The sequence below is a fragment of the Bacillota bacterium genome, from assembly GCA_013178125.1.
Lineage (GTDB): Bacteria > Bacillota > SHA-98 > Ch115 > JABLXJ01 > JABLXL01.
In genome coordinates, this window is record JABLXJ010000002.1 from 248,974 (window position 1) to 262,347 (window position 13,374).

10 protein-coding genes and 1 pseudogene are annotated in these 13,374 nt (G+C 58.8%); 10 read left to right on the forward strand and 1 reads right to left on the reverse strand.

Going from position 1 to position 13,374, the window contains the following annotated elements; all coding sequences use genetic code 11:
• Nucleotides 1-164 precede the first annotated feature (164 nt).
• From HPY71_03425 to HPY71_03460, 8 genes and pseudogenes are all read left to right on the forward strand, one after another.
• Nucleotides 165-713 (forward strand): annotated as a pseudogene (locus tag HPY71_03425) (hypothetical protein).
• A gap of 81 nt (nt 714-794) precedes the next feature.
• On the forward strand, nt 795-2,756 hold the full coding sequence (locus tag HPY71_03430; protein NPV52557.1) for a 1-deoxy-D-xylulose-5-phosphate synthase: 1,962 nt from the start codon (nt 795-797) through the stop codon (nt 2,754-2,756).
• Nucleotides 2,753-3,598: a TlyA family RNA methyltransferase gene (locus HPY71_03435; protein NPV52558.1), complete on the forward strand. Its 846-nt coding sequence runs from the start codon at nt 2,753-2,755 to the stop codon at nt 3,596-3,598. The genes HPY71_03430 and HPY71_03435 overlap by 4 nt, the downstream gene beginning before the upstream one ends.
• Nucleotides 3,599-3,651: 53 nt before the next feature.
• A complete protein-coding gene (locus tag HPY71_03440) occupies nt 3,652-4,521 on the forward strand; it encodes an NAD(+)/NADH kinase (protein ID NPV52559.1) in 870 nt (289 codons plus the stop codon).
• The gene (locus tag HPY71_03445; GenBank protein NPV52560.1) at nt 4,518-4,991 is read left to right on the forward strand and encodes an arginine repressor; all 474 of its coding nucleotides are present in this window, start codon (nt 4,518-4,520) and stop codon (nt 4,989-4,991) included. The genes HPY71_03440 and HPY71_03445 overlap by 4 nt, the downstream gene beginning before the upstream one ends.
• Before the next feature lie 7 nt (nt 4,992-4,998).
• Nucleotides 4,999-6,861 (forward strand): DNA repair protein RecN, encoded by a 1,863-nt coding sequence (recN, locus tag HPY71_03450; GenBank protein ID NPV52561.1) that lies wholly within the window; start codon nt 4,999-5,001, stop codon nt 6,859-6,861.
• Between the two features lie 964 nt (nt 6,862-7,825).
• Complete coding sequence (locus tag HPY71_03455; GenBank protein ID NPV52562.1) at nt 7,826-8,650, forward strand: F420-0:Gamma-glutamyl ligase; 825 nt, start codon at nt 7,826-7,828, stop codon at nt 8,648-8,650.
• Between the two features lie 100 nt (nt 8,651-8,750).
• Entirely contained in the window at nt 8,751-10,376 is a 1,626-nt protein-coding gene (locus tag HPY71_03460) for a polysaccharide biosynthesis protein (GenBank protein NPV52563.1), read from the forward strand.
• An 8-nt stretch (nt 10,377-10,384) separates the two neighbouring features.
• Here HPY71_03460 and HPY71_03465 read toward each other — a convergent pair whose 3' ends face one another.
• On the reverse strand, nt 10,385-11,362 hold the full coding sequence (locus tag HPY71_03465; protein ID NPV52564.1) for a ribose-phosphate pyrophosphokinase: 978 nt from the start codon (nt 11,360-11,362) through the stop codon (nt 10,385-10,387).
• A gap of 297 nt (nt 11,363-11,659) precedes the next feature.
• Here HPY71_03465 and HPY71_03470 point away from each other — a divergent pair, with 297 nt between their 5' ends.
• Nucleotides 11,660-12,964 (forward strand): pyrimidine-nucleoside phosphorylase, encoded by a 1,305-nt coding sequence (locus HPY71_03470; protein ID NPV52565.1) that lies wholly within the window; start codon nt 11,660-11,662, stop codon nt 12,962-12,964.
• Nucleotides 12,965-13,139: 175 nt separating this feature from the next.
• Entirely contained in the window at nt 13,140-13,367 is a 228-nt protein-coding gene (locus HPY71_03475; protein NPV52566.1) for a hypothetical protein, read from the forward strand.
• The last annotated feature ends 7 nt before the right edge of the window (nt 13,368-13,374 follow it).

Consider the following 13,374-nt stretch of genomic DNA (forward strand, 5'->3'; position numbering starts at 1 on the left):
AAACCAGCTAGACCTCAAGCCACAATATTTACTCAGCGTGGGGCCACCTGCACCTTGTTTTTCTTTTATATTCGTTTCATTCTATTCTATTCAGGTCTAACCTGCGCAGGTCTTGATCTGGGTTTCGCCTGGATTTTATGTTTTATTTTGCTTGAACACTGGAGGTGCGTAGGAACCTGTTGCGCCGCATTAAGCAAGTTTTAAAGGTCGGGCTGCTGACCTTTTTTTTATCGATGAGCATGAATCTTGTTTCGCGGCTCCTCCTCGCTCATGTCGGTCTGGTTTTAAGCTTCCTGATTCTTTTTATTATTGTCTTGATCGGGATCGTTTTTGATATAATTGGAACGGCAGCCGCAGCGGCCAGCGAGAAGCCTTTTCATGCCATGGCGGCTAACAGGGTCTACGGCGCCAGGGAGGCGCTGCGCGTCATCCGGAACGCTGACAAGGTTGCGAACTTCTGTAATGATGTCATAGGCGATATCTCGGGGACCGTCAGCGGCGCAGTCGGGGCGAGCATTGTATTCAGGCTCATAGTCTCCAGGTCTGCTGTTAACGAGGTTATCGCTGGCGTCCTTATGACGGGCCTGATTGCCGCCATCACTGTCGGGGGGAAATCCTTCAGCAAGGGATTTGCAATCAACGAAGCAAGCAGGGTTATACTCCTGGTCGGCGAGGCCCTGCGGTGGTTTCAGGGGGTAACGGGCATAGCCATCCTGGAGGATAAGAGGGGAAAGAACAATTCGAAAGCGACAAGAAGCAGGCGCGGAAAGCGGAGCGGGAGTGAATGATACAATATGGGTGGACCACACGAGAGATTAAGGTCCCTGAGCAATCGCGAGCTTGCCAAGCTCGCCGACGCGCTCAGGGCCACAATAATAGAGACGACTGCGGCTACAGGAGGGCACCTCGCCCCCAACCTCGGTGTCGTCGAGCTGACCATCGCCCTCCACGCGGCGCTGGAGAGCCCGCGGGATAAAATCATATGGGATGTTGGACACCAGTGCTACGCCCACAAGCTCCTGACCGGCCGCGACGATAGATTCTCCACCTTGAGACAGTATGGTGGCATAAGCGGCTTCCCCAGGCGCGATGAGAGCGTTCACGACATCTTCAATACGGGGCACTCGAGCACGTCGATCTCGGCTGCGCTCGGCATAGCCGTAGCGCGCGACCTAGGGGGCGAGGACTTCGCTGTCGCGGCGGTGATAGGGGACGGCTCGATGACCGGCGGCATGGCCTTTGAGGCGCTCAACCATGCGGGTCATGTCAGGACGGACCTTATCGTGGTCTTGAATGATAACGAGATGTCGATCTCGCGCAATGTCGGGGCTCTCGCGGCCTACTTGAGCAGGCTGAGGATGAACCCCGGCGTCCGCAGGGTCAAGGGCAAGCTCGAGGAGTTTGTCGAGAAGATGCCGATAATGGGCGAAGACCTCTCAACGCTCGTGAAGCGAGTCAAGGGCAGCGTGAAATACCTGGTCATGCCCGGGATGCTCTTCGAGGAGCTCGGATTCACCTACCTGGGTCCCATCGACGGCCACGATATCGCCATGATCAGGCGCACTATCGAAGATGCCCGCGATAAGGGCGGGCCGGTTCTGATTCACGTCCTGACGCAGAAGGGCAAGGGTTACGGACCTGCAGAGCGGAATCCCCGGGCCTTTCACGGGGTCGGGCCATTTGATATAGCTACGGGATCCCCGAAGCCGGGGGCGCCGGCCCAGGCTCAAGTTCAGGCAGGGGTGGCCTCTGTCGCCGGGGCCGGGATAGGCGTAGGGATAGGGGCAGGAACGACCTACACAGATGTTTTCGGGGAGGCCCTTCTCCAGCTCGGCGCCCGGGATGAGAGGATAGTCGCCATAACAGCGGCAATGCCCGATGGGACGGGACTCGAGCAATTCGCCCGCAGGTTCCCCGGGCGTTTCTTCGATGTGGGCATAGCGGAGCAGCACGCGGTCACATTCGCCGCGGGGCTCGCTCTACAGGGCTTCATCCCCGTGGTTGCCATATACTCTACCTTCCTGCAGAGGGGATATGATCAGATACTGCACGACGTGTGCCTCCAGGGTCTCCACGTGGTCTTCGCGATCGACAGGGCCGGGCTGGTTGGCGAGGATGGCCCGACGCACCACGGTGTCTTCGACATGGCGTTCCTCAGGCACCTTCCTGGCATGTGCCTCATGGCCCCTGCTGACGGGGGTGAGCTCGTATCTATGCTGAATCTCGCCGTCGCCTGCGAGGGCCCGGTGGCCCTCAGATACCCGAGGTCGAGGATCCCGGGCGAGCAGTATGGCCAGGATGGCGCGATCAATGGCGCCATTGACACCCGGGCGCATATGGTGAGGCCTGGAAACGACCTCGCCATCTTCGCCATCGGCAGCATGGTCGGGCCGTCTGTTGAGGCATCGCGGATACTTGATGATGGCCAGGGCCAGGGGATTAGCACGGCCGTCATCAACGCTCGTTTTGTGAAGCCTCTCGACACCGAGACATTGGCCGGGATCGCCGCCAGGACGGGGCACGTCCTGACCGTCGAGGAGGGGGCGCTCCAGGGAGGGTTCGGTAGCGCGGTGATTGAGGCCTTGAATGACGCAGGGATCGACGGGGTTCGCGTCACGAGGCTCGGCATCCCTGACAGGTTTATCGAACACGGGGCGCGCGACCTCCTGCTCGAGAAGTGCGGCTTGACGGCTGGCGCCATAGCGAGTGCGGCGCGGCAGCTTGTGACGGGCCAGGGGAGGTCGGCGGCGCATTGAAGGAGAAGGAGCGCCTCGACATCCTGCTGGTCGAGCGGGGTCTGCATAAATCCCGCGAACAGGCCCGGCGCTCTATAATGGCCGGGGAGGTCCGGGTGGATGGCGGGAGGATTGACAAGCCCGGGACCAGGATTCCCGTGGACTGCGAGATCGAGGTCGCGAGACCGGCCGTAGAGTATGTAAGCAGGGGCGGCATCAAGCTCGAAGCGGCGCTGAGGGAGTTTGATGTCAGCGTTAAGGACAAGGTGGCCATTGATATTGGGGCCTCAACGGGCGGGTTCACTGACTGCCTGATCAAGCATGGCGCCCGCAGGGTCTATGCCGTGGATGTGGGTTACGGCCAGCTGGCATGGGAGCTCCGGCAGGACCCCCGTGTCGTGAATATCGAGCGGACCAATATCCGCTACCTCGATGCCGCGCGCGTGCCGGAGAAGGCGGATATCATAACGATCGACGTCTCGTTTATATCCATCAGGAAGTTCCTGCCTCGCCTGAAGGAATTCCTCGCGCCCAACGGCCGAATCATCTCCCTCATAAAGCCGCAGTTTGAGGCCGGGAGGGAGCAGGTCGGTAAGAAGGGAGTGGTCAGGGATCCCCAGGTGCACAGGAAGACATTAAGTGATATAATAGATTTTGTAGCTTCTAATAGTTTCCATATAAAGGGCCTAACGTTCTCGCCCATCAAGGGGCCGGAGGGGAACATAGAGTATTTCCTGCATCTTGGCCTGGAGCCGGGTGAAGCGAGCTCCAGGCCGGGCGAAGTGGAAGTGGGCCCTGATGTTGATGTAGATGAGGTGGTCCGGCGCGCCCACGCGGCACTGAATGGCGACCCGGCAAGATGACCAGGACTAGAACGACCAGAAAAGAATGAAATGACCGGAGACCAGATATTCCTATGACGAGGGTTACGAGAATCGGTTTGATTCCCCATTTGAAGAAACCGGAAGCGGTGAAGAGCGCCCGGGATATCCTGGAGTGGCTGGGTGAGCGCGGCGTGAAGGGGCTTCTCGATCCGAGGAGCGCGGAGGCCCTTGGCCTGCCCGAGCTCTCGTTTGGCGGGGCGGGCAACCTCAAGAAGAAGATGGACGTCGCCGTGGTCCTGGGCGGGGACGGGGCGCTCCTGTATGCAGCCCGGATGCTTTCGCCCTCGGGCCTACCGCTCCTCGGCGTGAATGTCGGGCACCTGGGCTTCTTGACTGAGATCGAGATCCCGGAGGTTTACAGCGCCCTCGAGAGGGTGTTGAATGGGGATTACAAGGTTGAGGAGCGCATGATGGTCGCTGCGACGATACGACGCCGCGCGAACGAGGTCGAGAGGTTCACGGGCCTGAATGATATAGTGGTCGCCAAGGGTGCGTTTTCGCGCATGATCCGCCTCGAGACCTACATTGACGATCACTATATAGGGACCTACCCGGCCGATGGCGTCATCGTTGCGAGCCCAACCGGCTCCACAGCTTACTCGCTCTCGGCGGGTGGCCCAATCGTCAACCCGCTCATGGATACGTTGATTATAACGTTCATATGCCCCCATACATTATTTGCCCGGGCATTTGTCATATCGAGCTTCGAGATTGTCAGGGTCGTGGTGCATGCCTCGCATGACGATATCATGGTGACTGTGGATGGGCAGGTGGGGTACAGGCTCGGGGACGAGGATGAGGTCATAGTGAAAAAGGCTGAACATAAGACCAGGCTGGTCAAGCTCGCTTCGAGGGGCTTTTACGAGGTTTTGAAGACAAGACTAAGCGAGGGGAATATATGATCGGCAGGGTTGAGAGCGCTAAAGCAATCCGACACGCAAAGATTCTCGAGATCATAGGAAGCAGGACCATAGAGACACAGGAGGAGCTTGCGCAGGCGCTTAGAAGCGAGGGTATAGATGTGACGCAGGCCACGGTCTCAAGGGATATAAAGGAGTTGCGCCTCACAAAGCTGCCAACGGGGGATGGGAGATACCGGTATGCCGTTGCCCACGAGCAGGCCCTTGGGGACGTGCTCACAAGGCTTGAACACCTTTTTCATGATTCCGTCGTGAGCCTCGACTATAGCGAGAACCTGATCGTCATAAAAACCCTGACGGGCAATGCTCATGCTGTGGCGGATATTATTGACGACCTCAACTGGAAGGAGATACTTGGGACGATAGCCGGCGATGACACCATACTTGTAGTTGTGCGGCCTAAGTCCGTCGTGCCCGAGTTGCTCGAGAGATTCAATAGGCTTAGGGGATGAGGAACTCATGCTGCTTGAGCTGCATGTCAAGAATTTTGCACTCATCGATGAGCTTTCCCTTGAGTTTGGACCGGGCCTCAATATCCTCACAGGCGAGACGGGCGCCGGTAAATCCATCATCATAGATGCCCTGGGGCTCCTGCTCGGGGGGAGGGCCAGCGCCGATGCCATAAGGTCCGGCTCTGAGTCCATGTACGCAGAGGCTGTTTTCGCCGTTCACGAGGGCTCTCCTGCGCGTGCCGCCCTGGCTGACCTCGGGCTCGGGACAGATGTTGATGCAGGTGTTGATGGTGGGCTCCTCATCATATCTCGCGAGGTTACGAATTCGGGCCGGAATCGCTGCCGCATCAACGACAGGACGGTGACCGTGGCCACGCTCTCCTCGATCGGGGATTATCTCGTAGATATCCACGGGCAGCACGAGCACCAGTCCCTGCTCTCCCCGGGGAGGCATATCGATCTCCTGGATAATTTCGGCGGGGAAGAACTCCTGGCCTTGCGGGCGAGGGTGGCTTCGAGATTCCGTGACCTGCGCGCCCTCGAGATGGAGCTTGCCGGGCTCTTGCAGGATGACAGGGACAAGATTCAGAGGGTTGATTTGCTTCAATTCCAGGCCGGGGAGATAGGCGACGCCAGGCTTGAGCGGGGTGAGGAGGAGGAACTCTCCCGTGAGCGCTTGGTTCTCGCAAATGCCGGGAAGCTGTTTGAGCAGTGCTCCCGCGCTTATGTTTGCCTTAACGGCGGTGACGGTAACGGTGGCGGGGCGGGCGCGGTGGATGGCTTTCAGGGCATGCCTGCAATGCCAGCGCGGGATCTCGTCGCCCTCGCCCTCAGCGAGTTGAGGGCTGCGAGCCGCATAGATAGCTCGCTCGCGGGCGTCGTGCAGCTCCTCGAGGATGCCACCATTGGAATCGAGGAGGCCGCCACGCGACTCCGGTCCTACAGGGATGAACTGGAGTTCAACCCTGAAAGGCTCGCCGAGATCGAGGATAGGCTCGCCCTGATCGCCCGGCTCAAGAGGAAATACGGGGACACGGTTGAGGCTATACTGGACTACAAGGCCAAGGTCGAGGCGGAGCTGGGCGCGATCGAGAGGAGCGGCGAGAGGATTGAAGAGCTCAGAAGCGAGATCAAGGCGCTCGAGGCTGATCTGGCCGAGCTGTGTGCGGAGCTGAGCGCGGCACGGGTCCGGGCCGCGAAGGCGCTCGAGGGTGGAGTGATGAGGGAGCTCGAGGAGCTCAACATGCCGGGCGCTGTGTTCAAGGTGGACATTTCCCAGCGGGAAGCCGCCGGTGGCATCCCGGCCACTGCTGGCTCCAGTTCCGGCTCTAGTTCCAGCTCTGGCGCCGGTACTAGCGGGCCCGGGCGCGAGCCCGGGGGGCGGCGCCTGGAGGTCACAGAAAGGGGCGTGGACTTTGTCGAATTCCTGCTCTCCGCAAACCCGGGCGAGGAGCCCCGGCCTCTTGCGCGAATAGCGAGCGGGGGCGAGCTTTCCCGGATCATGCTCGCCATAAAGGCCGTGCTCGCCGCCCACGATGAGATCCCCACGATGGTGTTCGATGAGATAGACTCCGGGGTGGGTGGCCGCGCAGCCCAGGCCGTCGCCGAAAAGCTCGTCAAGGTTAGCAGGCTGAGGCAGGTCATCTGCGTGACCCACCTCCCGCAGATAGCCAGCATGGCGGATGTCCATTTCCATATATCGAAGGAGGTCACCAGCGACAGGACCAGGACGCGCGTTCACAAGCTCGCCTGGGGTGACCAGGTCACCGAGATCGCGAGGATGCTGGCTGGGAGCAACCTTACTGACATCACCATGAAACATGCGGAGGAGATGATTTCCCTGGCGACCAATCTGAAGAAGGCCATGTAAGCCGCATCCTACCCGATCTGTCTTGGGATACCAGCCTGTGGGTTGCGAATAATAATGAAGTAGTATGGGGTATTATGAGATTCACAACTTGCAGGTTCCTGAATAACATGTAATGTGTCGCCTGTGCATAAACTAACCCAAAGCACATTCATGGGGGAGACCACGGGAGACCCATTCAGACAGAAGGGTAGTAGATATGACCGGGAAGATAACTAATATCTGGTCGAAAAGGCAGGTTGATGACGTATCGGGGCTGGCGACCTCCAGGGTTGTCATAGAGGCTACTTCGCCCGTAAAATGTGATATCCGGTGGAGGGACCCTCTCACGGCAGAGGTCATCTTGCCAGATTGCGAGCTTAACATGCCTGAGGGCATGATCAGGGTGAATGATGGCCTCCTGACCGATATCAGGGTCAGCCGGGCGGCGAGGCACGGTGTATTCATCCGGGTCGAGCTCGAACACCCGTCACAGTCTACCCTCCTGCAGAGTGAGCCGTTGCGCTCGCTTCCGGTGCGCCTGGTGATAGCATTTGACCGGGCGGCCATTAAGAGGATCCTGTCCGACAGGATTATTGTGATAGATCCCGGCCACGGTGGGATGGATGCTGGCGGCAGGGGGCCGGTGAATCTCCTTGAAAAGAACGTCGTACTCGATATCGCACGCTACCTCTATAAGCACTTGAAAGAGGCTGGGGCGCGGCCTTTCATGACGCGCACCAGCGACGTGGGCATGACCCTGAAACAGCGGTTTGATCTTGCCGCCAGATTCGGGGCTGAGGCTTTTATAAGCATACATACATATTCATCTGGAAACGCGGAGCTCGGCGGCCTCAGGACCCTTTACAATCCCTCGCGACCCGCGAGCGAGGAGCTTGCCATTCTTGTACATGATGCGGTCATCCAGAGGGCGGGCCTGAAAGATAGAGGTGTGGCGAGGGATGCGACCAGGCCCCCCGGCAGTCTCATGAGCCCCATAATAACGGTGGAGGCTGTATGCATTTCCAACTGGGTGGAGGAGGGGCTGCTGCGCAGCCCGGTTTTCAAGGAGCGGGTTGCCGATGGGATCTTTAACGGTGTCAAACGCTTCTTCGCGGAGCGGGAACGCGGCGAATTGAGGGCGAGGGAACAGGTTGCAGGTGGAGCTGGCGGCGGCGCTGCGCGGGTGCGGATACCCATCCGGACTCACATAATAACGGAGAAGGATGATATCGTCGACGTCGTCAGGATGTATACCCGGGACATAGCAGAGCCCGGAGATTTTATTGGAATAGCCGAGAGCGTCGTTGCTATAGCCCAGGGCCGCGCAATTCTGCCTAAGACCGTCCGGCCGAGGCGGCTGGCCCGTTTCTTGAGCAAATTCCCCGGGAAAGATGGGAGCCTGGCTACCCCGCCGGCCATGCAGCTCGCCATAAATGAGGCCGGAGCCGTCCGGGTGCTGCTGGGCGCGGCCGCTGCCGCCCTGGGGAAGATGGTGGGCCGGAAAGGGGATTTCTACAGGGTTGCCGGCCGCTCCCTGGCTTTCATAGATGATATAGCGGGGACGATGCCCCCATACGATGAGCATGTCGTGCTCGGGCCCGCCCACCCCGAGGAGGTAGTAGCCAGGATAAAAAAGGAGACCGGCATCGACGTCTTTATAGCAGATGTGAACGACAAGGGCTGCGTCGACATCCTCGCAGCCTCGGATAGCATCGACCAGGTGGTGCTCAACCAATTGCTCTCGGACAATCCCTTCGGTAACGATGACCAGCAAACCCCGATCGTTGTCCTGAAACCCGTACGCCTCTAATTTGGCAGTGATCATGTAGACCTAGCCGGCGCGCACCGATCTTTGCCGCTTTCAGAACTCATTTTATTTAGGACTTATTATGTGGAGGGCGCACCCCTGCATGCGGAAGCAATCATTCCTGCGCGGGGCCATGGTATTGACCGTGGCCGGGTTCATAAGCAAGGTGCTCGGCGCCATCTACCTCGTCCCCCTCACCAGGCTCATCGGTGCAGAGGGCGTCGGGCTTTACCAGATGGCTTATCCCGTCTACGGCACAATGCTCGTTATATCAGTATCGGGCCTCCCCGTTGCTATCTCCAAGCTCGTCGCCGAACGTATCGCTCACGGCGATCCCGGGGGGGCGGCAAGGGTTTTCAGGATTGCAACGGTTATCTTGGTCGCCGTTGGTGCCATCCTGTCGTATGCGCTTTTTGCCGGGGCGAGGTTTTTGGCCACGAGGGTGCTCGGCGACCCCCGGTCCTACTATTCGATAAGGGCCATCTCCCCGGCGATCGTGCTTGTAGCCTCCATGTCAGCATTGCGTGGCTACTTCCAGGGGCTGCAGACGATGACCCCGACAGCGGCCTCGCAGATAATCGAACAGGTCGCCAGGGTTATTACCGCCCTCCTGCTGGCATATATGCTGCTTCCGAGCGGCGTGGAGTTCTCGGCGGCCGGGTCTGCTTTCGGGGCGGTTACTGGGGCTCTCGCGGGGCTTATGTTGCTTATCGTGATCTACTTCAGGGAGCGGGGGGTCCTGGTGAGCGCGGCGGGGGCGGCAGGCGCGGCGGACGAGACGGGCGGCACCTCCGCCCTGAGCCTGCTCAGGGAGATCGTGGCGCTCGCGCTGCCCGTGACTATTGCCTCGCTCGTCGTGCCGCTGACGGACCTTACAAACGCGGCTATAGTCCCTGCAAGGCTGAGGGTGGCAGGGTTCAATATCCCCGAGGCAACCAGGCTTTACGGCCAATTCGCAGTGATGGCGATGAGCCTTGTGGGGCTCCCGACCGTGATCACCACGGCCTTTGCCACGAGCCTGGTCCCATCTATATCAGCGGCGTGGGCCACTGGAAATCGAAAGCTCGTGAGCGAGCGTATCCAGGAGGCGATGAGGTTAACCATCTTAATAGGGGTGCCATCTTTTGTGGGGCTTCGCATCCTGGCGAGGCAGATATGCGGCATGCTGTTTGCCTGTCCCGAGGCGGGGGAACCGCTTACCATCCTCTCGATAGGGACCTTATTCCTGTGTGTCCAGCAGACATCGTCTGGCATCCTTCAAGGCCTCGGTCGAACGCTGGTCCCCGTCCGGAGCTTGCTTGCTGGGGCTGCCGTTGGGGCATCGCTTAATTTTGTTTTCACAGCCGTGCCCGACCTTGGAATACGGGGAGCGGCCCTGGGGACGGCTCTGGGGTTTATGGCTGCCGGCGTCCTGAACTTCGCGGGGGTCTGGGTTTTTGATCGGGCAAGGGTTGGCTCGAGCGCGGCCAAAGCCGTATTCAAAGCAGCTCTTGCCGCGCTCGCCATGGGGGTAGGTGTGAGGCTGACTTACCACCGGATTGTCCAGGCTACGTTCAGCAATTCGCTGGCGACGGTTGCGGCCATAGCGGCCGGCGCGTTGACTTATGGCGTGATCCTGATCCTGCTCGGCGAGCTTACGCCGAGGGAGCTTCGCCTCATCCCCGTCATCGGCTCTGGACTCGCCCGGCTCGTCGGCGCCATGCACGGCACGCATATCCAGCGTAAATAGGCCTTCGATCAGGGCTCGAAGAGCTTGCTGATGGAGCCGCCTGCGTGGATTCGCCATATGGCCTCCGCGATCAGCTTCGCAACGGAAAGCACAACGATCCTGCCGCAGCGCTTGCTGTCAGGCACGGGAACCGAGTTCGTCACGACTACCTCCTTGAGGGGCGAGGTGCGGATGCGTTCAACGGCTCCCTGGGTTAGAATCCCGTGGGTGCAGGCGAAATACATGTCCCGGGCCCCGTGATCCTGGAGGATCTCCAGGGCGCCTATAAGCGACCCCCCTGTGGTGATTTCATCGTCGACGAGGAGGGTGTTCATCCCCTCGACGTCGCCCACGACGTGGCTGGACTCGGCCCTGTCCACGTTTCCAATTCGTCGCTTGTCTATAATGGCCATGGGCGCCGCGAGGCGGTCTGCGTATTTCGCTGCGAGCTTTGCCCGCCCGGCGTCCGGCGCGACCACAGCAAGGTTTGGGATCTGCTTTTCCTTAAAATAGGAAGCTATGATGGGCAGGGCGGTCAGGTGGTCGAGAGGCACGGAGAAAAAGCCCTGGATCTGGCTGGCATGGAGGTCGATCGTCACAACCCTGTTGGCCCCCGCGACTGTGATCAGGTCGGCCACGAGCCTTGCCGTAATCGGCACGCGCGGCTGGTCCTTTTTATCGGAGCGCGAGTAGGGGTAATATGGTATCACGGCTGTTATCCGGCCCGCCGAGGCCCTTTTCAGGGCGTCGATCATTATCAGGAGCTCCATGAGCCCATCGTTTACGGGCGAACATGAAGGCTGCACGACGAAGACGTCGGCCTCGCGCACGCTCTCGTTGATCTTGGCAAAGATATTTTCGTTGGCAAATGTCGTTACCTCGGCCTGGCCGAGCGCAACATTAAGATGAGAGCAGATTTCCCTTGCGAGCTCAGGATGAGCCCGGCCACTGAAGACTTTCAGGTCCCGTAACACAGGAAGTGCCTCCTCAAAGAATTTTGGATTCATGTTTTGAGATTCGGAAAGGCTTTAGTGGAAAATTGAAACGCCATAAAAAGCGCAGACTATAAAAACATCTGGTTCCGGCCACAGCTATAATCTTACATGAAAGTTGTCCATATGTGAAGGGTTTCCATGCAGCTATCAGCGTTATTTTACATGATTTCATTGTAACTTTCTGGAATACCAAGCCGGATCTTGCCCAGGGTGCGTTGCCCGGGCGAGCCGGCTAATCAGGATAGAGCGGACAAGATTGAATCGGATGCAGATAAGATAAGATTAAAGCGGATAAGGAGGAAGAAAGCCTTGAAAGCCAGCTGGATCATAGCCCGCAAGCGCGACGGGCATGAACTGGATGCCGGTGAGATTAGTTTTATGATTGATGGTTTTGTAAAGGGAGAGGTGCCTGATTACCAGATGGCGGCCTTTCTAATGGCAATCTATTTTAAAGGGATGACACCGCGGGAGACGGCGGCTCTTACGCTCGCTATGGTCAGGTCCGGGGAAACCATTGATCTGGGGCGTATTCGCGGAAGAAAGGTGGACAAACACAGTACGGGCGGCGTTGGCGACAAGACGACCCTCGTCCTCGGACCGCTCGTGGCGGCCGCCGGCGCGCCCGTAGCCAAGATGTCCGGGAGGGCCCTCGGCCACACGGGAGGGACCATCGATAAACTCGAGTCGATCCCGGGGTTTCGCGTGTCTTTATCAAGGGAGGAATTCATCTCGAATGTAAATCGCATTGGAATCGCGATCTCTGGACAGACCGGAAACCTGGCCCCCGCTGATAAAAAGATATACGCCCTCAGGGATGTGACCGCCACAGTGGAGAGCGTTCCCCTCATCGCCAGCAGCATCATGAGCAAGAAGATAGCTGCCGGGGCCGATGCGATCGTCCTGGATGTCAAGGCCGGGAAGGGCGCTTTTATGAAGACCCCAGATGAGGCGTTTAGCCTAGCCACGGCGATGATCGCCATAGGTCACGAGGCGGGCAGGCAAATGGCGGCGGTTGTATCGGACATGAATCAGCCCCTTGGGATAGCCGTCGGGAATGCCCTCGAGGTGAGGGAGGCCATAGAGACGCTCAAAGGCTCGGGCCCTCCAGACCTCACAGAGCTTTGCCTGGTCCTCGGGAGCCACATGCTTCTCCTCGCCGGGGTCGCGCGCGATGTGGACGAGGGCAGGGGCAAGCTTGAGGATTGCCTGGCATCGGGCGCCGGTCTCAGGAAGTTCGAGGAGCTTGTCCGGGCGCAGGGCGGCGACGCCAGGGTTATTGCCGAGCCTTCGCGCCTGCCCGGAGCGAAGGTTATACGGGAGGTTGCCGCGCCGCGCGATGGTTACCTGCATGAGATAGACGCCTTGCGGGTCGGCCGGATCGCCATGGAGCTCGGAGCGGGCCGCGAGAGGATCGGGGACCCTGTAGATTATTCGGTCGGCATCATGTTGGAAAAGAAGGTGGGCGATAGGGTCGCGAACGGCGAGGCCATGGCGGAGATTCACGCCAGCTCTGATGAGAAGGCTGCGGCGGCCGCCGGGGAACTGGCAGGGTGCTATCGCATTGAAACATTCAGGCCCGCCCAGCGGCCAAACCTGATATATGGTGTGCTGTAATTGTAATTATGCAATAAAAACCTGCCTGCGATTTTCGTCTTTGGAATATCCTTATTGCGCGCATGGAACACTATTTTCGTGTGGCGCATCCTATATAAGCCTATGCCACATAAGCGCATCGCGCTAAATAGGGTTCACGCCACGCAGATAAATAATACAAAGGAGGTAATTACAGGTGCCAGCGGTAGGAAGACTAACCCAGCTTGAAAAGCACTATCTAAAAGAGCAGCTTAGCATGGAGCAGCTATGCCTCGCAAAATGCAACAACTACTTGAACCAGATTCAGGATCCTGCCTTGAAAAGCGTGATACAGCAGACAAGGGACGTGTGCCAGAGTCACGTGAATACCTTGTCAAGCACTCTACAGCAGGCCGGCTACAACCCACAACAAATGATGTCGTAGCAATTCG

Bases quoted from the DNA above. Each gene is read 5' to 3' on its own strand.
- HPY71_03430 (NPV52557.1), top strand. From the start codon at position 795: ATGGGTGGACCACACGAGAGATTAAGGTCCCTGAGCAATCGCGAGCTT.
- HPY71_03440 (NPV52559.1), top strand. From the start codon at position 3,652: ATGACGAGGGTTACGAGAATCGGTTTGATTCCCCATTTGAAGAAACCG.
- HPY71_03445 (NPV52560.1), top strand. From the start codon at position 4,518: ATGATCGGCAGGGTTGAGAGCGCTAAAGCAATCCGACACGCAAAGATT.
- recN (NPV52561.1), top strand. From the start codon at position 4,999: ATGCTGCTTGAGCTGCATGTCAAGAATTTTGCACTCATCGATGAGCTT.
- HPY71_03455 (NPV52562.1), top strand. From the start codon at position 7,826: ATGAGCCCCATAATAACGGTGGAGGCTGTATGCATTTCCAACTGGGTG.
- HPY71_03460 (NPV52563.1), top strand. From the start codon at position 8,751: ATGCGGAAGCAATCATTCCTGCGCGGGGCCATGGTATTGACCGTGGCC.
- HPY71_03465 (NPV52564.1), bottom strand. From the start codon at position 11,362: ATGAATCCAAAATTCTTTGAGGAGGCACTTCCTGTGTTACGGGACCTG.